Source organism: Flagellimonas lutaonensis, assembly GCF_000963865.1.
In the GTDB taxonomy this organism is placed as follows: domain Bacteria; phylum Bacteroidota; class Bacteroidia; order Flavobacteriales; family Flavobacteriaceae; genus Flagellimonas_A; species Flagellimonas_A lutaonensis.
On sequence record NZ_CP011071.1, the window covers coordinates 408,886 to 430,969 of the forward strand.

The window sequence follows — 22,084 nt, forward strand, 5'->3', positions numbered from 1 at the left end:
GTCTCATTCGAGGCTTTTTTTTATGTAATTTTGACAGCCATAAAGGCCGTTCACAACAAATGTTCCACTGTGGAATGGCTTTTGCACACCAAAAGAAAATTTAATCCATGAGTTTACTGAATTCTGTACTAAAGGTTTTTGTGGGAGACAAGTCAAAGAAAGATGTGAAGGCCCTACAACCCTTGGTCGAAGAGATAAAATCATTTGAAAAGCAACTCGAGGCCCTTAGCAATGATGAACTGAGGCAGAAGACCATGCAGTTCAAGGCCCAGATACAGGAAGATTGCAAAGACCTCAACCAACAAATAGAGGCATTGAAGGCCGAAGCCCAGGCCTCTACCGACATTGACCGCAACGAAGAAATCTATGGCGAAATAGATGCCCTTGAAGAAGAGGCCTATAAAATCTCTGAAAACACCCTTAACAAGATTTTGCCCGAAGCCTTTGCCGTGGTGAAAGAAACCGCCAAACGCTTTGCCAACAACGAAACCCTTGAGGTTACGGCCACCGAGTTCGACCGCCTGCTATCGGGCACCAAAGAATATGTTACCCTTGATGGCGATAAGGCCATCTGGTCAAATTCTTGGGATGCTGCCGGAAAAGAGGTCACATGGGACATGGTGCATTACGATGTTCAGCTCATCGGCGGTATTGCCCTGCACCAAGGCAAGATTGCTGAAATGCAGACGGGTGAAGGTAAGACACTGGTTGCTACCTTGCCCCTGTACCTAAATGCCCTTCCGGGCAAAGGCGCCCATTTGGTAACGGTCAACGACTACCTTGCAAAACGTGATAGTGCTTGGATGGCTCCAATCTTCGAGTTTCATGGGCTCTCGGTCGACTGTATCGACAAACACCAGCCAAATTCTGATGCGCGAAGGGCCGCCTACAACGCAGATATCACCTACGGCACCAACAATGAATTCGGTTTTGATTACCTGCGCGACAATATGGCGCACACCCCGAGCGATTTGGTACAGCGCCCGCACCACTATGCCATTGTCGATGAGGTCGACTCTGTATTGATCGATGATGCCCGTACGCCTTTGATCATCTCGGGACCCGTACCAGAGGGTGACCGCCACGAGTTCAACGAGCTGAAGCCCAAGGTGGCCGATATCGTACAAAAACAACGGCAATATCTGACGGGTGTATTGGCCGAGGCGAAAAAGAAAATTGCCGAGGGAGACACTAAAGAAGGAGGCTTTTTATTGTTAAGGGTACACCGCGGGCTTCCAAAAAACAAGGCACTCATCAAATTCTTGAGCGAAGAGGGCGTAAAACAGCTCTTGCAAAAGACCGAGAACTTCTACATGCAAGACAACAACCGTGAAATGCCTAAGGTAGATGAAGAGCTGTTGTTCGTGATCGATGAAAAGAACAACCAAATCGAATTGACAGACAAAGGGGTCGAATATATTTCTGGGGAAGAAGACAAAGATTTCTTTGTTATGCCCGACATCGGCAGTGAAATCGCCAAAATAGAGAACCAAAACCTCGATATTGAGAAGGAAGCGGAGCTCAAGGAAGAACTTTTTAAAGATTTTGCCATAAAGAGCGAGCGCATCCACACGTTGACACAGCTTCTAAAGGCCTACACCCTATTCGAGAAAGACGTTGAATACGTGGTGATGGACAATAAAGTGTTGATCGTGGACGAGCAAACAGGGCGTATTATGGATGGCCGTCGCTACTCAGACGGACTGCACCAAGCCATTGAAGCAAAAGAAAATGTGAAGATCGAGGCCATGACCCAGACCTTCGCCACCATTACCCTGCAGAACTACTTTAGAATGTACAAAAAGTTGGCGGGCATGACAGGTACGGCCGTCACAGAAGCTGGCGAATTTTGGGAAATTTACAAGTTGGATGTAGTGGAGATTCCTACCAATAGGCCCATTGCAAGAGAAGACAAACACGATTTGATCTATAAGACCAAGCGAGAAAAGTACAATGCCATTATAGAAGAGGTAGAACAACTCTCTAAAGCCGGCAGACCTGTATTGATAGGTACCACTTCTGTAGAGATCTCAGAGCTGCTCTCAAAACTCTTGAGTGTTCGAAAGATTCCGCATAACGTACTGAACGCAAAACTTCACAAAAAAGAGGCTGATATCGTGGCCGAAGCAGGCAAGCCAGGTGTGGTGACCATTGCGACCAACATGGCTGGCCGTGGTACCGACATCAAGTTGACCGACGAAGTTAAAAAGGCAGGTGGTCTGGCCATTATCGGCACCGAACGTCACGACTCGAGAAGGGTCGACCGTCAGCTAAGGGGCCGTTCGGGGCGTCAGGGCGACCCCGGTAGCTCACAGTTCTATGTGTCGTTGGAAGACAACCTGATGCGTCTCTTCGGTTCAGACAGGGTGGCCAAACTGATGGATAGAATGGGGCTAGAGGAAGGCGAGGTCATTCAACACTCCATGATGACCAAATCCATAGAACGCGCACAGAAAAAGGTAGAGGAGAACAACTTTGGCATTCGAAAGCGCCTGTTGGAGTATGACGATGTTATGAACGCCCAGCGTGAGGTGGTCTATAAAAGACGACGCCATGCCCTGCAGGGTGAGCGCTTGAAGGTCGACATTGCCAATATGGTCTATGACACCTGTGAGTCGATAGCCGAAACCAACAAATTGGCAGAAGACTACAAAAACTTTGAGTTTGAGCTGATCAAGTACTTCTCGATCACTTCGCCCATTTCTGAAGAGGAATTCAAAAGGCTCAACTTCCAAGAAATCGCCAACAAAGTGTACAAAGCGGCCTATGAATACTATCAAAACAAGATGGAGCGCAGTGCCGAAGTTGCCTTTAAGGTGATCAAACGGGTCTATGAAGACCAGTCGAACAAGTTTGAGCGCATTGTGGTGCCCTTTACAGATGGTATCAAAACCTTGAACGTTGTCACCAACCTTGAAGAAGCTTACAACAGCAACGGAAAGCAGTTGATCAACGATTTTGAGAAGAACATTACCTTGGCCATCATCGATGATTCTTGGAAAACGCATCTTCGTAAAATGGATGAGTTGAAACAATCGGTACAATTGGCAGTGCACGAACAGAAAGATCCGTTGTTGATCTACAAATTCGAGGCATTCGAGCTCTTCAAACAAATGATGGACAAGGTGAACAAAGAGGTCATCTCGTTCTTGTTCAAGGGCGAGCTGCCCACGGCAGACCCCAACCAGATCCAAGAGGCCCGAACGGTTCGTAGACCTAAAGAAAAACTGAAGACCACTAAGGAAGAGATTCCGAACAGTGACGAATTGGCCGCCCAGAACAGGGCTGCCGGCCAGACCCAAGGTCGTAGGCCGCAGGTAACCGAGACCATTGTTCGCGAAAAACCAAAAATCGGCCGAAACGAGCGCGTCACCATCAAGAACATCATGTCCGGTGAAAGCAAAACCCTAAAATTCAAACAGGCAGAGCCCCTTATAGATAAAGGAGAGTGGGTGCTGATCGATGAATAGCATTGCTTTGAAAATAACACCAGCGGTGGTCTTTTAGGCCACCGTTTTTTGATTATGAACCAAAACATATTTAGATTTACACTGGCAAGCCCCCGACCAGACCGCCAGCAGAAATAGTGATTTATTGCAACTGCCCCAAGGGCTGTAGTGAAACAACCAAAATGCATGAAGATACCTACCAAAGACAGGTACCGATTAGAAGATAAGACCCAATTGGTATTGAAGGTCAACTACTTCGCTTCACTTTTTGCCCTATTCTTTGGCCTTATCTGTTCTTTTTTATTGAACATTCGAGGAGTGGTTCCTTACACATTTTTGTGTTTTGCAGTATTGAACCTGCTCAACACCTTAATGTTGAAGAGCCATGGCAACCTCACCATCACATATAATATAACTTCGGTACTGGCCATGGTATCGGCTATTTTGATAACGCTTTTCAGCGGGGGCATTCAAAGTCCCTTCATCTATGTTCTGGGCATCGTGGTTTTTGCCGGTTACGTATCCACACGGGTCTATGGCAAAATATACCTGTTCATCAACCTGATCGTGGTAGGGCTGATATTTCTGCACGATCTCAGCGATTTCAATATTGCGGATGATACGGTTCCGTTAGAATCAAAAGATTGGTTTGCCTTTTTGAGCATTCTCTTGGCCGTTTATCTTTTGGGCGGCGTCTTCGGAAAAAACTTGCTCCGGGCACACCACAAACTGTACAAATCAAGACAAGAGATCGAAGAGCGCATTCAAGAAAAGGAAACCTTACTGAAAGAGGTGCACCACAGGGTCAAGAACAACCTGCAGACCGTTTCAAGTCTTCTGAGCCTACAATCACGTGCCGTTAAGGATGAAAAAATCAGCGGCATCATCAAAAACAGCCAAAACAGGGTGGTATCTATGGCCATGGTGCATGAAATGCTGTATAAGCGTGATGACTATCTTTCAAAAATCGAATTAAAACCCTATGTTGAAGAGCTTTGTGAATACCTGCTCCGTTCGATAAAGGGCAATACCAACAATGTAACCCTAAACATTGACATACCCAATTACAAACTAAGCATCGATACGGTAATACCCTTGGGGTTGGTAATCAACGAAGCGGTCACCAACGCCTTAAAATATGGTATTGTCGACGACAAACCCGGTGAGATTACCGTTGTGCTCAAAAAGGCCGAAGGTGATACCTACGAAATGATCTTGGGTGATGATGGCAAAGGGTTTCCTGAAACCGTTGGCCCAAAGACCTCACAGTCGCTGGGACTCAAACTTATCCACAACCTGGCCCGTCAATTAAGGGGTTCTGTAACGCGCGACACCCAGCGTAAAGGTACGTACTACCACCTTGTCTTCGAAGAAATTATCGAAGACTTCAACTCACTTGAGTAATTTGTTTTTTATATTTAGGAAGTCATTAAAAACCTTCCTGAGAAATGATAAAAAAAATTCTTTTTGCGGTGATGTTCATCACCGCACAGCTTTCTGCACAAGATTATTATTTCAAAAAGTACCACCCCTTTGATCCCGATGTTCCCTCCCCAGAAGAATTTTTGGGCTACGGTATTGGCGAGCACCACACGCGCCACGATTTGATCGTGGCATATTTGACCAAATTGGCCGAGGTATCGAACCGGGCTTCGATCCACCAATATGGCAAGACCCACGAGGGCAGAAAATTGGTCATCTTAACGGTGACAGACCCCAACAATTTGGCAAATCTATCTTCCATCAAAGAAAAGCATCTGGCATTTACCGACCCGAACCAAAATGTTTCCAACTATGGTGTAGTGCCCATCTTCATCAATTTGGGCTATAATGTTCATGGCAACGAACCCTCCAGTTCAGAAGCGGCTTTGCTGACAGCCTACACCCTTACGGCATCCAACCATCCTGAAGTGTTGAACTATCTGAAAAATGGGGTCATCATGATCGATCCTACCATTAACCCAGATGGCCGTGACCGACACACGCAATGGGCCAACACCTATCAGGGCAATCCGTTGGTGGCCGATCCACAAGATGCCGAGCACAACGAATATTGGCCCAGGGGGCGCACCAATCATTACTGGTTCGACCTGAACCGCGACTGGCTTTTGGGCATAAACCCCGAAAGCAGGGGCAAATTGGCCTGGTACCATGAATGGTATCCGAATGTTGTTACTGATTTCCATGAAATGGGTACCCAAAGCAGCTATTTTTTCGAACCCATGAAAGACAATGGCTCTTTGAATCCTATAATGCCCAAAGAAAACTATGTGGACCTCAACAATCTTTTCGGGGAATATTTTGCAAAATCACTCGATAGTATCGGATCTTTTTATTTCACCAAAGAGGTTTTTGACGGCACCTATCCAGGTTACGGCTCATCTTATCCCGATCTGCAGGGCGGACTTGGACTACTTTTTGAACAAGCCAGTTCTAGGGGGCACAAGCAAAAGACGGCCTTTGGCGAAATTACCTTTCCGTTTACCATTAGAAACCAGTACGTTTCCAGTATGGCCACCGTAAAGGCTGCCGTTGAAAACAAAGAAACGTTGCGAAAATATCAGCAAAAATTCTTCAAAAGTGCCTTGAGCAACGCTGCCAAGGGCAGGATCAAAGGTTACTCGTTCAAAGATTTCTATGATCAAAACCGCGTAAAAGCCTTTATCGACAAGCTATTGCTGCACAAAGTAGATGTATATCGTTCGGGCGATGGGTTTGTGGTACCGACCGACCAACCCCAATATCGAATGGTACAGACCTTTTTTGAAACCTACGACAAATACCGGGATAGTGTCTATTATGATGCCTCTGCTTGGTCGGTAGCGAACTTTTATAACATGAAATACCGGCCGGTCAATAACTTGAATCTCGGCGAAAAAGTTACCGATCTAAATGGCTTGGTCGAAGTTACCCCCGTAAAAAAGAGTGATTATGCCTACATCATAGACTATGACGATTACAATGCCGTTGCCGCTTTGAACCACCTGCAATCGAACGGGTTGGTTCTGTCGTCTTCCTTCAAGCCCTTTATGGCCAAAACCACCGAGGGCAACAAAAGTTTCAATTATGGCGCCTTGGTAGTGCCGGTAAGTTTACAAAAAAAGGATGCAGACGAAATCTATTCCTTGGTAAAGCAGGCGCAGCAAAAGTTTAAGGTATCGATGTTTGCCGTTGATACGGGTTACAATATTAAGGGCATCGATTTGGGAAGCCGCTACGTGTCTCCTCTTACAGAGCCCAAGGCGGCCATGTTGATCGGCGATGGCGTAAGTTCATATGAGGCAGGCGAAGTCTGGCATTTGCTCGACACTAGGGTACACATGCCCATTACCAAAATACCCATGCGAAATTTCAACCGCGCCGACCTCGATAAGTACAACACCTTGGTCATGGTCTCTGGAAGGTATTCATGGAGTGAGAACCAACTGAAAAAAATAAAGGATTGGGTCAGCAAGGGAAATACCTTGATTACCATTGGCAGGGCCTCAAAGTGGGCCATTGACAAAAAGTTGGTCAAGGAAAAACTAATCGCAGAGGAAAAGGATTCTACCAAAACCGTTGAGAGAAAGCCCTACGTCGACGCACCAGAAAATATCGGCAAGGAAGAAGTTGGGGGAGTCATCTTAAAAGTGGATTTAGACACTACCCACCCCTTGGCCTTTGGATATCGAGATCAAACCATTCCTGTTTACAAAAATAATTCGGTGTGGTTGGCCCCCAGTAAAAACGAATATGCCACAGTGGCCAAATACGCCAATAATCCCCATATCGATGGTTTCATCACCGAAAAAAACATGGAAACCTATCTAAAACCCGCTGCTTCACTTATAGTGAGCAAACTGGGAGGCGGCCGAGTGGTCATGTTTGCCGATAACCCGAATTTCAGGGGCTCATGGTACGGTACCAACCGACTGTTCTTGAATGCCCTGTTTTTAGGTGATAAAATAAGGGTTCCCGAATAATGAGAAAAAGCCAAAACCCCTCATTTCAGACAAGGGCAAGTGGCCGCCAATTGCGGGGGGCGCTGGGGGTTTGAACCAATACAGAACACTATGAAAACAAAAAAACTCTTTCTATTCTTTTTGGCCATATCATTTGCTTTTGCCGGTCTTTGTCAAGAAAAACTGGGCGAAGGGCCCTTTGGTCAACTGATCATTCGCGGGGTGACCCTTATCAATGGTAATGGGGCGCCACCACGTGGGCCTGTCGATATTGTTGTGGAGAACAACAAAATTGTAAGCGTTCAGGTCGTGGGATATCCCGGTGTTGAAATCGATGATGCCAAAAGACCGCAATTGAAAGAGGGCGGCAAGGAATTGGACTGCACGGGCATGTATCTATTGCCCGGTTTTGTTGATATGCACGGGCATATTGGCGGGGTGGCCCAAGGGGCCGATTACGATTATGTCTTTAAACTGTGGATGGGGCATGGCATCACCACCGTACGGGAACCCAGTGGCAGGGGCATCGATTGGACCTTGGATTTAAAACGGAAGAGCGAAAAGAACGAAATTATCGCCCCACGAATCTTTGCCTACACCGGTTTTGGGCAAAAAACAAAGGATTTCAACCCCCTGAACGACGCGCCCATCAGTACCCCTGAACAGGCACGCAGGTGGGTACGGGCCAATGCCGAAAGAGGTGCCGATGGCATCAAGTTTTTTGGGGCACCCCCTGAAATAATGGCCGCTGCATTGGATGAGAACAAAAAATTAGGACTGCGCTCAGCCTGCCACCATGCCCAATTGGATGTGGCCCGTTGGAACGTACTGCACTCTGCCCGTGCCGGTCTCACCTCTATGGAGCACTGGTATGGCCTGCCGGAGGCCCTTTTTGAAGACCGAACGGTGCAAGACTATCCACTGGACTATAACTATCAGAACGAGCAACACCGCTTCGAGGAGGCGGGAAAACTCTGGAAACAGGCCGCAAAACCGTTCTCAGAGCATTGGAACCAGGTTATGGACGAGCTTATCAGCCTTGATTTCACCCTAGATCCCACCTTCAACATCTACGAGGCCAGTCGCGACCTGCACCGGGCACGCAGGGCCGAATGGCACGAAGACTACACACTGCCATCGCTTTGGGAGTTTTATCAGCCCAGCAAGATCAGCCATGGTTCGTACTGGCACGATTGGGGCACCGAACAAGAGGTGGCCTGGCGTGAGAATTACAAACTTTGGATGACCTTTGTAAACGAATATAAAAACCGGGGTGGCCGCGTTACGGCAGGGTCTGATTCGGGCTTCATATTTCAGCTGTACGGCTTTGCCTATGTGCGCGAATTGGAGTTGCTGCGAGAGGCAGGTTTTCACCCATTGGAGGTCATCAGGGCCGCTACCTTGAATGGTGCCGAAGCTTTGGGCATCGATGACAAAATTGGAACGGTCGCCGTCGGCAAATTGGCCGATTTTGTGATCGTCGAAGAAAATCCCCTCAAAAATCTAAAGGTTCTATATGGCACCGGGGCCATCAAATTGACCGAAGACAATAAGGTTGTTCGGGTCGGAGGTGTAAAATACACCATAAAAGACGGCATTATTTACGATGCCAAACGGCTCTTGCAAGACGTAAAGAAAGTAGTAGCGAAGCAGAAACAAACAACAGGTTACAAAATATTGCAACCTGGTATAAAAAATTAAGGGTCACCGTTAAAGAAAGGTAGGTTTCGTTGTATAGCATGGCGTAACATTCCAAGCCCCAAATTCAAATCTCAAAAAAAAAATCGGGGCTAATTCTTATAATTCATATCCAATCATCAAAAACAAGTGTATCCCAAGGGAGACAAGCCCAATTGATTAAGCAAGTTTAGAGGCGCTTCTTTTGGTAGCGAATACCAACGCCTTTTTAACTCTAGAATTTTTGAACTTGTAAAGACGGGCAGTTTCGTTGTCGTTGTTGATTTCAATTTCAAAAGAAACCTCAGAAACATTTTCTGAAAGTACAACACCCATTTCAAAAGTATCGACCTTAACCTCTGTTTTGGCATCTTGGGCAAAAGCGAAAGTTCCGAAGAAAACTACTAAGATGATGGTGATGATTGCTTTCATGATGTTTTATTTTGTCTTTATTATTAAAACGGGCAGGTGTATTTCAACCACGGAATGAATCGCTGAAAACCCCTTATTTTTCGGTATCTGTCGCAATCTCGGACAAAGTGGAAGCAAACATCGATAAACGGCAAGGGGCCGTTTTACACTTAATCGGCCAAAAAGGTATTTGACCGAAGTATCGGAAATCTGAAATTCGTCAAAAGAAAGTCTTTTGACCTAATATGTAACCAAGGTTATTGGTCTATGGTCTGCTTGGCCAATCTATAGCCAATAAAAATAGTAGCAACAATAAATAGGCTGCAGGTCAAAAAAATCGATAGCAATAAAAGTATCATAGTGCAAGGTTAGGCCAATTTGGCGCGGTTTCTCTTGGTTCTGAAAGAAAGCTCTTTTTTGACCCTAGAATTCTTGAACATATAAAGCCTTGATACTTTATGGCGTTTCTTGAAAATCTTTTTGGTCTCTACTTTCTCAACGGTGATGGTCTGAACCGCATTCTCAACCGCTGTGCCCTTTGCTTCTTGTGCAGAGGCTATAACTCCGAAGAAAACTATTGCGATAATGGTTAAGATTGCTTTCATGACTTGGGGTCTTTTACTGATATAAAATTACCCCAGGCCCATAGCCAGTAGCGATTTAACTCGCTTTGACGCTGATTTTATCGATTAAAAACCTTGAAAACGATGAAGTGTAAAAAAGTATCGATGACCGTTTTTGGGCCACCTGACAACATATCGAAATAGCGTACCGTTCATCGAACATGTAAAGGCCTATAGTTGGAAGAATAGGGCCGGATCGGGACAGTTTTTTTGATAAAATGCGATTTTTTCTGCACTGCAAACCCCGGGATAATCACCTTGGCACCCCTGAAGGTCTAGAATCAATTGAAAATGCAGGTGGGGCGCATAGTTGACATTGATATCAGTTGTGCCGAGATAGGCAAGCACCTCGCCTTTGGCAAATGGTTTTCCCTTAAAAAGCCCAGACAGCGATTCAACAGACAAGTGTCCATAAAGGCTGTAAAAAACAACTCCTTGGGGCAAATGGTGCTCAAGAATAATGGTCGGGCCATAATTGCCCTTGTCCGCATTATTTTTAAAACTGTGAACCATACCCCCAAAAGGCACCACGACCTTGGTACCCGCCTCGCACCAAAAATCCACTCCCAAGTGTATGTCGCGCACCTCCCCTTCTGAAAATCTTCCAGAATTGGCATAGAGATTCCTTTTTTCAAGATATCCACCATAGGCCACCTGTGCATTGTTTCTTTTCAGAACAGCATCAATATACCGTTGACATGCCTCAGGATTGGAAAGGGCCACATTCTCCAACTTTTTGTTTTCCACTGATAAATCTATTGGGCAATATTTTTCAAAAGGGATGGCCCCATCCAATGGCAAGACTGGTTTGTTTTTACCAAAACCATCTGCAAATAAATCTTCAACAGACATCGTGTTCACGCTAACAAAGTTGATTTTAAAGATAGGATTGTTATGCCAAAAATTGTGTGTTTCATTGTCAGTTTGATTAAATTAAGGGCTGCAAATAGCAATGTCGAATTATCAAATTATAAAACGATGAAAATTACCTATTTAGGCCATGCTTGCTTTCATATTGAAATTAATGGCACCCACCTGATAGTCGACCCCTTTATCAATGGCAACGAATTGGCGAAAAACATAAAAATCAACTCTTTGAAAGCCGATTACATCTTGATTACCCACGGTCACCAAGACCATGTGCTCGATGTAGAGGCCATTGCAAACAACAATCCGAAAGCCACATTGGTCTCAAATTACGAGATCATCGAATGGTTTGGCCAGAAAGGGCTCAAGGGGCATCCGCTTAACCACGGGGGAAAGGTTTCTTTTGATTTCGGAACGGTAAAATACGTAAATGCCATTCACTCTAGTGTGCTTCCCGACGGTTCGTACGGTGGTAACCCAGGCGGATTTGTCATCACCGCCGGCGACAAATGTATCTATATTGCAGGCGATACGGCCCTTACCATGGACATGAAATTGATTCCCGATATGGGCCATCGCATCGATTTGGCCATATTGCCCATTGGCGACAATTTTACCATGGGCTATGAAGACGCTGCACTAGCAGCTGATTTTGTAAAGTGTGACAAGGTCATTGGCTGTCATTACGATACCTTCCCACCCATCGAAATCGACAAAGAACGGGCACAGACCTATTTTTCATCCAAGGGTAAGATATTGCTGCTACCCAATATTGGGGGCACCATAACTATTTAATATACGACCATATGCATGTGGACACGTTTAAGATAGTCTCATCACCAGAGGTAAAAGCCGTGTTTGCTGGTTATCCAGATTTTGTGCGGCCCAAAATGGAAAGCCTCAGAAAATTGATACTCGAAGCTGCCCAGGAAACGGAGGGCATTGCCAAATTGGAAGAAACCCTAAAGTGGGGCGAGCCCAGTTACCTTACCAAAAACGGGAGTACCATACGAATTTACTGGAAGCCCAAAAAACGAAATCAATATGCCATCTATTTTAAATGCACGAGCAAGTTGGTGCCCTTCTTTAAAAAGGTGTACGACCAAGTGTTTACGTTCGAGGGCGATCGGGCCATTATATTTGAAATGGACAATCCATTGCCAAAGAGTGAATTGAAGTGCTGTATTGTGGCGGGCCTGACCTACCATAAAGTGAAGAAAATGCCGCAGCTGGGTTTGTGATACTTATGAAAAATGACTTGTTATGATTACCGACAGCATCCTACTAATTAGAAAATACCACCTATGACACGAAGCACACTCATGGCAATGGCCCTACTGATCTCGTTCAGTTGCCAACCCAAAAAGACGGAGAAGCAGTCTGAAATGGTTGTGGAGGCAAAAACAGAAAAAACGTCGCTAACGGCAGAACAATTGCAACAATACGAGACGGCCTACTTTGCCAGTGGCTGCTTTTGGTGCGTAGAGGCCATTTTTGAAAGTGTCAAGGGCGTAAAAGAGGTGTTCTCAGGCTATTCGGGTGGCACCGAGACCAACCCCACCTACGAAGATGTGGCCTATGGCCGAACCAGTCATGCCGAGGCGGTTCAGGTCTATTACGACCCAAAGACCATTACTTTTCAACAGTTGGTGCAGGTATTCTTTGGTTCGCACGATCCTACTTCGTTAAACAGACAAGGCCCCGATAGGGGTCCGCAGTACCGTTCCATCGCTTTTTATAAGAATACGGAGGAAAAGAAAATCATTGAAGATTATATTGCCCAATTGGAACAAGAAAAGGTCTATGACCGGCCGATTGTCACCGAAGTGACAAAATTCGACAAGTTTTGGAAGGCCGAGAAATACCATCAAGATTATGAGCGAAAAAATCCAAACAACCCTTACATTCGGGCCGTATCGATTCCACGATTGAACCGTTTCAAGAAAAATTTTCAGTCTTTTTTAAAGGAAGGGACGCATTAGCAGGACTTGGAAAGAAAGGTGCTTGAATTGGGACGCCTTTTTGCGGTCTAGTCCTTCAAAACCACCTCACTGTATTTCGAGTTTACGGTAATGGTCTTGCCCGAATCCGGTTTCAGCAAATAACCCTCATGGGTCACCAGATTGGCATTATTAATACGGCTCATCTTCAACCCTGAAGGGTAACTGATGGTTGACTTTGTACCGTCTAAATGCAATGAGACCGCTGTTTTGGGCAGGTTGCAGCTAAACTCACCATTTTTGACCGTCACGTTTACATCAGAGAAACCGTTTGAAATGGCGTTGATGGCCAAATCACCCAAATGATTGGTGACATAGGCCCTGTCGTTCACTTTGTCGATGATGATACTCGAAGAGTTCGCGATAAGCACTAGGTCGTCAACCTCTTTCAAACTAACGAGGTCTGCGTAATCGGTCTTTAGGTCGCCCAGCCGCCATTTTTCTACTACCACAGGGGTATAAGAAGCCCTTATGTTGGTTTGCTCCCCGTCGATGGTAGCGGCAAGCAAGCTTGCATATTGCAAGCTTGCGTTGATGTTCTTGGTGGTCGCTGCCAATTTCACCTCACCGTGCCGTACGTTCATTTTCAGTTTGACCGATTTCGGCATTTTTATCTTAATTGTTTTTTTGATCTTGTATTTTTTGCTCTCCCCATCGGATGGAAAGAAAAACACATCGGGCGCCTCGCCTTTTTGCCTTGAAATAATGACATTTCGCTGCTCTTCACGAATTTGTTCACGAATGTCTTGTCGCTGCTCCCTGAGGGCTTCACGCTGCTCTTGCAAAGCCTGACGCTGTTCCTCGCGGGCGGCCCTTATTTCCTCCATGGCCTTTTCGCGCTCTTCTTTGCGTTCTTCAAGGCGTTGTTTCATCTCTTTGGAACGCTCTTTCATCTCTTCGCTCCATTCCTCAAAACGCTCCCGATACTCTTCGTCAAAATTCTTGTCGAATTCCTTTTTCCATTTTTTCAGGTATTTGTCGCCATCTTTTTGATAGGCCTTATAATCAAAATCCTTGAATGGCATGGGGGGCATTGGTGGCATGGGGGGCATTTTGGGCATCACCGCCAATTCGGGCATTTCGGGCAATTCGGGTATTTCAAGATCCAAAAAGAGGGGCTCCACATCAGGAACGACAAAATTAAAATTCTCTCCCCTGAATGAATACGCCCATGAGTTTTTACCTAGGGTACTCACCTCAATTTCACGGCTGTTGCCCTTGATCTCGATAGGCGGGCGGTCAAAATACTTTTTTGCCTCCTCGTCAGACGCACCCTCAAATTCGACCACGGCAGTGATTTCGACCTGGTTTTTGTCCCATGTTTCAAATTCGATGTCGGTGTGCGTGGTATTAATTTCAAGCACGGCTTCATCGCCTACATTGAAGGTCTCTTTGTAGGTCTTCGATTGTTTTTGGGCAGTGAGCCCGGATGCTGCCAAGAAGACAACCCCCAAAAAGTTAGATAATATGATTCGATTGCTGTTCATTTTTTGATGATTTTAATTGGTTCAACTTTGTTTTCAATTTTTGCAGTAACTGTAATCTGAGCTGTAGGTTTTTTATCAGTGCCGTTATGGTCTGGTCATTGGGGCCCACTTCGTTCAGTTCTTGGTTCAGTTTTTTATATTCCGCATCCAGTTCGGCCAACTGCTCCATATAGCCATCGACCAAGGCCTTGTTTTCGTCGGAGACATCTAAACTGGCCAACTCCATATTGATATTGGCCACATAGTAGGCCTCTACCTTTTGCAGATCGGGCGAAAGGTCGCCCAACGAAATGTTTGGCTGTGCTTGTTCTGTATTTGCCCGGTCGACCGTGGTGGTCTTTATATTATCACTGGCACTGTTTCGCGTAAAGAGAAACGCACCGACACCTATCAACACCACGACAGTAGCCGCGATCTGAAGCCAAACCATAGGGTTTCGTTTTTTGGTTTGGGGCATGGCGGCTTCCAGTTTGTCGAAGAACCGCTCTTCGTGCCCATCCCTCATGTTGAAGGCTTGTTTTTTTCGTTCTTCCTCAAAAAGTTTTTTAAGATCCTGTGCCATAACTTTTGTCTTTGAGCATTTCTTTTATGTATCCTTTTCCGCGCAATAACCGTGTTCTCGAAGTGGTCTCGGTAATATTGAGTATTTCTGCAATCTCGTTATGGTCATATCCTTCCACCAAAAACAATTGTACCACATATCGATACTTCTCGGGCAGTCGGTTTATGGCCTGTTTAACCTTATCTAGCGATACCCCATCGCTCACCGTCCAGTCCTCCTGCTCGTCTGCAACCCTCATATACCCCTCGTTCAATGCTATCGAATTCATTTTTTTTGTCTTGAGAAAGTCAATGCTTCCGTTGACCACTATTCGCTTTAACCACGCCCCGAAAGACACCTCGCCCCTGTATTGTTCGATGCGTTGAAAAGCCTTGACAAACGATTCTTGCAATATGTCCTCAGCGTCGTGCTCGTTACCCAAAAAACGCATGGCCACACAGAACATTCCTTCGGCATATTTTCGGTACAGGTCCATCTGGGCCTTCCTATCGTTTGCCTTACATCGTTCTACAAGTTCAACCTGTAACATGGTCAGTTTTCGGGTTTGTTCAGTTGTTGCACACTTAAAGGACGACCAAAAAAAAGCAGCGTTGCAAAAAAGATTATTTTTAGGCCCTTTTTAACAATATTTCTTGAAGCAAGTTACTTTAAATAATGGGGTCATTGCGCTAAAGGTACTCGATTACGGTGCTTTGATACAAGAGCTTTGGGTGCCTGATGCATTCGGAAAAAAGCGCAATGTGGTGGTCGGATTCCACCGACCTACCGATTACCTAGCAGACCAGTACTGTCTTGGGGCCTCGGTGGGCAGATTTGCAGGAAGAATTTCTGGGAAGGGATTTGAACTTGAAGGTACGTTTTACCCACTGCACCACAAAAACGGGGTGCATTTACATGGCGGCAAAGAAGGATTTCAAAAGAAATACTGGCAGATTACCCAAATTGACGAGGGCCAGCACCCTTTTATTGAGCTCACCTATCTGAGCAAAGATATGGAAGAGGGCTACCCGGGCAACCTCAAGGCCAGCATTCGTTATCAATTGATAGAGAACGCCCTGCACATTACCTATTCGGCGACTACTGATAAAACAACGATAGTCAACCTCACCAACCACTCCTATTTTAAGTTGGACAGTGCCCCTACCATTGCCGAACATCTGTTGAAACTGAACAGCATGTCTTTTTTGGAAACCCATGCAAACTTGCTGCCCACAGGAAACATCTTGTCGGTCAGTAATACATCTTACGACTTTCGTATGGAACGACCTATTGGAGAACCGCTGTTTGATACGCCCATGGTGCTTGAGAACAACAAAGGGTTTGCCGCTGAATTGACCTCTACCGTTTCGGGCATTACAATGGGCGTTGCCACCGACCAACCGGCTATGGTGGTGTATACGCCAAAACGGTTTTCGGGTATTTGTTTTGAGACCCAAAATTTTCCCGATGCGCCAAACCATAGGCATTTTCCGTCTGCAGTGCTGCGACCGGGAGACGTATATCGAAACGAAACGAAACTTGCGTTTGGCCGCTGTTCTTGACTTGAACCCAAACTTGTTACCTTAGTACCGGCAAAGAATTTTTTGTTTAAAAAAGTACCACAAATAGCATCCAAAGAGAACATATCAAAAATCAAGCGGCTTAGAGAGCAGGCCCTTTCAGTCGACCACTTGGTCGATGGTATTTTCAAGGGCGACAAAACTGCTTTGGCACGGGCCATTACACTGGTCGAAAGCTCGGCCCAAGAACACCTTCAAAAAGCTGAGGCCATTATCGAAAAATGTCTCTCAAAAAAGAGTCATAGTGTACGCATCGGCATAACGGGCGTACCCGGTGTCGGCAAGAGTACCTTTATCGAGGTGTTTGGCAAAATGCTCACAGAAAAGGGTAAAAAGGTAGCGGTTTTGGCGGTGGATCCCTCCAGTTCGTTGAGCAAGGGCAGCATCTTGGGTGACAAGACCCGCATGCAGACCCTTGCCAGAGATCCCAATGCATTTATACGCCCCTCCCCTGCGGGTGACTCGCTTGGTGGTGTGGCACAAAAGACGAGGGAGGCCATGATCCTCTGCGAGGCGGCAGGACACGACATCATTTTGGTAGAAACGGTCGGTGTGGGCCAAAGTGAAACGGCCGTACATGGTATGGTCGATTTTTTCCTTTTGTTGAAACTTGCCGGCAGTGGCGATGAATTACAGGGCATAAAACGGGGCATCATTGAAATGGCAGATGCCATTGTGATCAACAAGGCCGATGGCCCAAATGAAGAACAGGCAAACTGGGCAAAGACAGAGTTTACAAGGGCCCTGCACCTATATCCCCCAAAGAAAAACGAATGGACCCCAAAGGTGCTGACCTGTTCAGCTACTGAAAACAAGGGCATTATAGAAATATGGCAATTGATAAAAGACTTTGTTGCATTGACAAAGCAAAATGGTTCGTTCGTAGACAACAGGGTGCGCCAGAGAAAAAACTGGTTTTTGCAGGGGGTCGATGAACATCTTAAGAGGCAATTCTATTCTGGCCAATCATCAAAAAGCCTTCTCAAGAAATACCTTTCAATGGTCGAAAAGGGCAAAATGGCCCCATCACACGCCATTCGAAAGTTGTTTGCTGAGTATAGGCAGTAAGCAGTGAACAGTCGGCAATCGTTGTTCGCAAGACTTAAAACAAACAATTCGTGGTTATTCGTGAAATTCGTTTCCAATAAAGAACAAGGCTACAAACCTTAAATTCCAAATTTCAAAACCCTATACGGAAGGCTGTAGCCTGAAACCTCTGGGCCTTGAGCTTCGAACCTAGAAAAAAAAGGTAAATTTGCCGCGAAGACGACCCTAACATGAAACCAATCACCAATTCTTTTTTGTCAATAGTAGTGCCCCTTTACAATGAACAGGACAATGTGGTGCTACTTACCAAAAAAATACACGAAAGCCTGCCCGGTTATAACTATCAGATTGTTTACGTAGATGACTTTTCGACCGACAATACCCGAAAGGTGGTCAAGGATATGGATGACAAAAGGGTTCATTTGATCGAGTTGAAGAAGAATTATGGGCAAAGCTTGGCCCTGGCGGCAGGAATGGATTATGCCACGGGCGACTATATCATTACCATGGACGGTGATTTGCAGAACGACCCTTCTGATATACCACAAATGCTGGCCCATGCAGTAGCGGGCGAATACGATCTGATTACCGGCATACGGCAAAAAAGAAAGGATTCGCTTGTTAAGAAAATACCGTCAAAGATTGCCAATTTCTTGGTGAGGCGCGTCACCAAACTGGATATCAAAGACAACGGGTGCGCCCTGAAAGTATTTACCAAAGACATCGCCAAGGGCCTTAATCTCTATGGTGAGATGCACCGCTTTATTACCCTACTTGCCTATTTGGAAGGGGCCCAGATAAAACAAGTGAATGTCAAACACCATGCACGCCACGCGGGAAAATCGAAATACGGACTTGAAAGGGTTTTCAAAGTGGTTGCCGATATGATGCTCTTGCTGTTCATTAGAAAATATTTTCAGCGGCCCATACACCTTTTCGGGATTTTCGGGGTGTTGCTCATCATACTCGGAATCTTCATAAACATCTATTTATTGATCGTAAAACTTGGTTTTGGCGAGGATATCGGTAGCCGGCCCCTGCTAATCTTTGGTATGATGTTCATCTTGGGGGGCATACAATTGTTCACCATAGGCATTGTGATGGAACTGCTGATCAGAACCTACTACGAATCGCAGCAAAAACGACCTTACAGAATCAAAAAAATCAGCATTGGTGACGGAAAAGCTGCGTAAAAGACTTTTGACCGCCCTCAAAATCTTGATCAGTGCAGCACTGATCTATTTCATCTTTACCAAGATTGACCTTGCAGAAGTGGTGGCCGTTATCAAAAGGTCTGATCTGTTTTACCTGTTTTTGGCGTTGGTTCTCTTCATCGTATCAAAAGTGCTGAACGCTTTGCGTCTCAATCTTTATTTTCATGTAATCGGTGCCCCATTGACCCAAAAGAGCAACTTTAAACTCTATCTGCTGGGTATGTTCTACAACCTCTTTTTGCCAGGAGGCATCGGGGGCGATGCCTATAAGGGCTACCTCATACAAAAAACCTTTCAGCCTGGTACCAAAAGAGTTGTGTCGGTGCTGCTGCTTGACCGTTTGAGCGGCATGCTATTGATCTTTATTTATGCATGCGCCCTCGCCCTGTTTTTAGAGGCCGACGCGTTCAAAGGGTTTCATTGGGTATTTGCTTTGGCCATTCCGTTGAGCATGGGTGTTTTTTGGGGTTTGAACAAAAAAATATTTCCCTACGTGCTAAAAGTCTTTTGGGGGTCAATTGGCTATTCTGCACTATTGCAGGCAGCACAATTGATAGCGGTTCTATTCATCTTAACAGCACTGTCAATTGACGGGAACACCTTGGCCTACCTGTTTATCTTTTTGATTTCCTCCATTGTTTCCGTTTTGCCGTTGACCATCGGTGGTATCGGCAGCCGTGAGGTTACCTTTCTCTATGGCGCCAAATGGCTGGGGTTGGTGGCCAGTGCCTCCATTGCCATAAGCATGGTCTTTTTCTTGATAACGGCCTTGGTATCGCTACTGGGTATTTTCTATCATTTCAAGAAACCAAAATTGGAAACATCAGGTTCCCAATGAAAATCCAACACTCATTGTCAACTCTTCAATAATTAAATATTTAGGTTTGTCAACTAGAGCGCAGTCGAGGGGTTTATGCGAAAATGCAACCATATTAAAATAAGGTCTAGACTGCTCCCGATAATTATCGGGACGACCTGACACAATAGCATTGCAAGGAAACCTTGGGAAGACTCTAATCAATAGATATGCACCAAATGCATCTTTTTGAGCACTTTGTGCCGTGTACTGGGCTCCAAGAACTTAAGCTGCAATCGTGTAATGCGGAAATTATCGACCGTTATCTGCTTGTCCCACTCAAGATCGGCCTCTCGAAGTTTCCCAAGTTCCTCGTCACTGAGGTAGACCCACACATCGTTCATTTTGGGCAAATTGGCCATTGTTGTAATGTTGACCGGGTTTTTGTTGTAAAAGTCCAGCGCCCATGTATGCCGTTCCGATATTTTATAGATGTTATCCACGGGAATATCAAATTCCTTCACTTTTTGGGCCATGGTCGAACCCGCCTGATACTTCAACAGTTCTGGGTAAAAATGCATGTTCATAACCCCATTGAGCAATAGCGAGGCGTACACCGAAAGGGTAACGATACGCAGGTAATATGCTTCTTGCTTCAAGCAGAAGTAAATGATGACCAAAAGCGTTGCAATCAGTATAATGTAGGCCGCAGGGTTCTGAAATTTGAATACATGAAAACAAACGAGCAAAGAAAAGATAAAGACAACACTCAAAATAAAGTACTGTACAACCAACAATATCTTGATTGTTTTATGATTGGTCTGTCGGTGCAAACTGTACACGTAAGACGCGGTCAGAATTGAAAACAAGGGAATGATCACATTAAGATAATGCGGCAGCTTAAATTGGGCAAAGCTGATGATAAAGAAAATGAGTGCAATGCCGGCAACTGTCATAAACTGATAGTCGCCCCTATAATTGAGGTCATTTTTTATAAAGGTTTTGGCGCGTAACCAATAGGCTGCCAGTCCCAAGACCGTCCACGGCAAGAACACCCACAAAAAGGTGTGGAAAAAGAAAAAGTAATCGTTGCTGTTTTTGCCCACCCCTTCACCACTCAGGCGCTCAAAGCTCTGTTCCCAAAAAATAAAGAAGATGCCGCTTCGGTTGTTCTTGCCACGAATCACTTTCTCGGGGTGCAGATCAAACTGCTGGTAATAGGCGTACAGCATGGGAGCTATGGTAAGGGCGAACACCAAAAGTGCCAATAGCACCTTATAGCTGAACAAAACCTGCCATTTTCGGGTATAGGCAAGATGGCAGAGCAAACAAATTCCGATGACCAACAGGGCTATTTGCCCCTTGGTCGAAAAGGCCATGCCGGCACCAAAAGCCCCTAGAAGAATGTGCCATAATTTATTCTTTTCCACATAGGCCACCAGTTGCCAAATGGAAAAAATGGTAAAACCGGTCAGCACTGCATCGGTACGAACATCAATATTTGAAAGCACGATGGTCTGGGCGGTCATAAAGATCAAGGCCGCAAACTTGCCCACATCCTTGTTGTAAAAAAGTTTTGCCAGTCCGTAGCAACTGTAGGCGCCCAACAAGGTTGCCAAAATGGCGGGAATACGGTAGGCCCAGTCATGTATGCCAAATAGCTTGTACGAGAGTGCCGCCAACCAATAATGCATATGGGGCTTGTCGAGATATTCTTCGGGACCCTTAAAAAGATTGATGAAATCGTTCTCTTGCACCATTCGCATGGCCATGACGGCAAATTGGGCAGAATCGTTTTCGAAGAGGGTGACGAACATTCCGGCAACGTAGACCAGTACAACCAAAGTAATCAAGAACCAGTATCTGGTCGAAGAAATCATACCCCAAATTTGTAAAAGGCAAATATAGCCAACTTGCTGAACACCCAGCCAAAGAAGACGCCCACAAACATTCCTGTCAGCACATCCAAAGGAAAATGCACCCCGATATAGATGCGACTATAGGCAACCAAACTGGCCCAGATAATCAAAAAAAACCTTAAAAACCTTATTTTGCCTTGAAACAGAAAGGCAAAGAATGATGCCACGGCAAACGAATTGGCCGCATGGGCAGAAAAATAGGCGTACTTGCCACCACAATAACTTTTCACCAAACGCATGACACCACTGATGTCGGGGTCATGGCAGGGCCTTAAACGTTGTACCCCATATTTAAAGAAATTCGATAATTGGTCGGTGCAGGTAATCAAAAGGGCCACGGCCACTAAAATAAGTAGCGTTCTTTTGAGTCCGAAAAAACGATAGGTCAAAAACAGTAGTACTGCATATAGGGGTACGGCACTGATGGTATCGGTCATGAACATCCAGAAGCCGTCCCAGGTTTCGGTGCCCAGGCCATTTAAAAAAAGAAAGGTTTGCCGATCGAGCTGTACCAGTTTTTCAAGCATGACAA

The 22,084-nt window shown here is 45.5% G+C and carries 19 protein-coding genes; 11 read left to right on the forward strand and 8 right to left on the reverse strand.

The genetic code is table 11. The features are described 5' to 3' along the window. The first annotated feature begins 107 nt into the window (after nucleotides 1–107). The 4 genes from secA (at nucleotide 108) to VC82_RS01950 (ending at nucleotide 9,091) form a co-directional block, all read left to right on the forward strand. Nucleotides 108–3,470 (forward strand): preprotein translocase subunit SecA, encoded by a 3,363-nt coding sequence (gene secA, locus VC82_RS01935; protein ID WP_045800882.1) that lies wholly within the window; start codon nucleotides 108–110, stop codon nucleotides 3,468–3,470. Nucleotides 3,471–3,635: 165 nt separating this feature from the next. Further along, a complete protein-coding gene (locus VC82_RS01940; RefSeq protein WP_045803180.1) occupies nucleotides 3,636–4,853 on the forward strand; it encodes a sensor histidine kinase in 1,218 nt (405 codons plus the stop codon). 44 nt (nucleotides 4,854–4,897) lie between these two features. Then, nucleotides 4,898–7,411 carry a M14 metallopeptidase family protein gene (locus VC82_RS01945; RefSeq protein WP_045800883.1) on the forward strand — a complete coding sequence of 838 codons (2,514 nt, stop codon included), beginning with the start codon at nucleotides 4,898–4,900 and terminating at the stop codon, nucleotides 7,409–7,411. A 90-nt stretch (nucleotides 7,412–7,501) separates the two neighbouring features. After that, entirely contained in the window at nucleotides 7,502–9,091 is a 1,590-nt protein-coding gene (locus VC82_RS01950; RefSeq protein WP_045800884.1) for an amidohydrolase family protein, read from the forward strand. 156 nt (nucleotides 9,092–9,247) lie between these two features. On the opposite strand, the gene VC82_RS01955 is transcribed toward VC82_RS01950, so the two are convergent. The 3 genes from VC82_RS01955 to VC82_RS01965 form a co-directional block, all read right to left on the reverse strand. Beyond that, nucleotides 9,248–9,499 carry a hypothetical protein gene (locus VC82_RS01955; protein WP_045800885.1) on the reverse strand — a complete coding sequence of 84 codons (252 nt, stop codon included), beginning with the start codon at nucleotides 9,497–9,499 and terminating at the stop codon, nucleotides 9,248–9,250. A gap of 347 nt (nucleotides 9,500–9,846) precedes the next feature. Then, nucleotides 9,847–10,083: a dsRNA-binding motif domain-containing protein gene (locus VC82_RS01960; protein ID WP_045800886.1), complete on the reverse strand. Its 237-nt coding sequence runs from the start codon at nucleotides 10,081–10,083 to the stop codon at nucleotides 9,847–9,849. 189 nt (nucleotides 10,084–10,272) lie between these two features. Next, entirely contained in the window at nucleotides 10,273–10,953 is a 681-nt protein-coding gene (locus VC82_RS01965; RefSeq protein ID WP_045800887.1) for a peptidoglycan DD-metalloendopeptidase family protein, read from the reverse strand. Nucleotides 10,954–11,079: 126 nt separating this feature from the next. Here VC82_RS01965 and VC82_RS01970 point away from each other — a divergent pair, with 126 nt between their 5' ends. The 3 genes from VC82_RS01970 to msrA all read left to right on the forward strand — a co-directional run bounded on the left by VC82_RS01970 (nucleotide 11,080) and on the right by msrA (nucleotide 12,950). Then, on the forward strand, nucleotides 11,080–11,763 hold the full coding sequence (locus VC82_RS01970; RefSeq protein ID WP_045803181.1) for a metal-dependent hydrolase: 684 nt from the start codon (nucleotides 11,080–11,082) through the stop codon (nucleotides 11,761–11,763). Nucleotides 11,764–11,774: 11 nt separating this feature from the next. Continuing rightward, nucleotides 11,775–12,209, forward strand: a complete 435-nt coding sequence (locus VC82_RS01975; RefSeq protein WP_045800888.1) for a DUF1801 domain-containing protein — start codon at nucleotides 11,775–11,777, stop codon at nucleotides 12,207–12,209. A gap of 63 nt (nucleotides 12,210–12,272) precedes the next feature. After that, complete coding sequence (gene msrA / locus VC82_RS01980) at nucleotides 12,273–12,950, forward strand: peptide-methionine (S)-S-oxide reductase MsrA (RefSeq protein ID WP_045800889.1); 678 nt, start codon at nucleotides 12,273–12,275, stop codon at nucleotides 12,948–12,950. A 47-nt stretch (nucleotides 12,951–12,997) separates the two neighbouring features. Here the strand turns inward: msrA and VC82_RS01985 are convergent, their stop codons facing one another. From VC82_RS01985 to VC82_RS01995, 3 genes are read right to left on the reverse strand one after another with little or no spacing between them, the layout of a single operon-like run. Further along, entirely contained in the window at nucleotides 12,998–14,455 is a 1,458-nt protein-coding gene (locus VC82_RS01985; protein WP_045800890.1) for an OmpH family outer membrane protein, read from the reverse strand. Then, nucleotides 14,427–15,017 (reverse strand): hypothetical protein, encoded by a 591-nt coding sequence (locus VC82_RS01990; protein WP_045800891.1) that lies wholly within the window; start codon nucleotides 15,015–15,017, stop codon nucleotides 14,427–14,429. Before VC82_RS01990 ends, VC82_RS01985 begins: the two co-directional genes overlap by 29 nt. Next, complete coding sequence (locus VC82_RS01995; RefSeq protein ID WP_045800892.1) at nucleotides 15,001–15,546, reverse strand: RNA polymerase sigma factor; 546 nt, start codon at nucleotides 15,544–15,546, stop codon at nucleotides 15,001–15,003. The genes VC82_RS01990 and VC82_RS01995 overlap by 17 nt, the downstream gene beginning before the upstream one ends. A 103-nt stretch (nucleotides 15,547–15,649) precedes the next feature. On the opposite strand from VC82_RS01995, the gene VC82_RS02000 reads away from it, so the two are divergent. The 4 genes from VC82_RS02000 to VC82_RS02015 all read left to right on the forward strand — a co-directional run bounded on the left by VC82_RS02000 (nucleotide 15,650) and on the right by VC82_RS02015 (nucleotide 19,675). Beyond that, nucleotides 15,650–16,558 (forward strand): aldose epimerase family protein, encoded by a 909-nt coding sequence (locus tag VC82_RS02000; protein ID WP_045800893.1) that lies wholly within the window; start codon nucleotides 15,650–15,652, stop codon nucleotides 16,556–16,558. A gap of 42 nt (nucleotides 16,559–16,600) precedes the next feature. Then, nucleotides 16,601–17,644 (forward strand): methylmalonyl Co-A mutase-associated GTPase MeaB, encoded by a 1,044-nt coding sequence (gene meaB / locus VC82_RS02005; protein ID WP_045800894.1) that lies wholly within the window; start codon nucleotides 16,601–16,603, stop codon nucleotides 17,642–17,644. 209 nt (nucleotides 17,645–17,853) lie between these two features. Then, a complete protein-coding gene (locus VC82_RS02010) occupies nucleotides 17,854–18,816 on the forward strand; it encodes a glycosyltransferase family 2 protein (RefSeq protein ID WP_045800895.1) in 963 nt (320 codons plus the stop codon). Next, on the forward strand, nucleotides 18,797–19,675 hold the full coding sequence (locus tag VC82_RS02015) for a lysylphosphatidylglycerol synthase transmembrane domain-containing protein (RefSeq protein WP_045803182.1): 879 nt from the start codon (nucleotides 18,797–18,799) through the stop codon (nucleotides 19,673–19,675). The genes VC82_RS02010 and VC82_RS02015 overlap by 20 nt, the downstream gene beginning before the upstream one ends. Nucleotides 19,676–19,854: 179 nt before the next feature. On the opposite strand, the gene VC82_RS02020 is transcribed toward VC82_RS02015, so the two are convergent. Together VC82_RS02020 and VC82_RS02025 are read right to left on the reverse strand one after the other, a co-directional pair. Beyond that, on the reverse strand, nucleotides 19,855–21,513 hold the full coding sequence (locus VC82_RS02020) for an ArnT family glycosyltransferase (RefSeq protein ID WP_045800896.1): 1,659 nt from the start codon (nucleotides 21,511–21,513) through the stop codon (nucleotides 19,855–19,857). Continuing rightward, nucleotides 21,510–22,079: a phosphatase PAP2 family protein gene (locus VC82_RS02025; protein ID WP_045800897.1), complete on the reverse strand. Its 570-nt coding sequence runs from the start codon at nucleotides 22,077–22,079 to the stop codon at nucleotides 21,510–21,512. The genes VC82_RS02020 and VC82_RS02025 overlap by 4 nt, the downstream gene beginning before the upstream one ends. Between the last annotated feature and the right edge of the window lie 5 nt (nucleotides 22,080–22,084).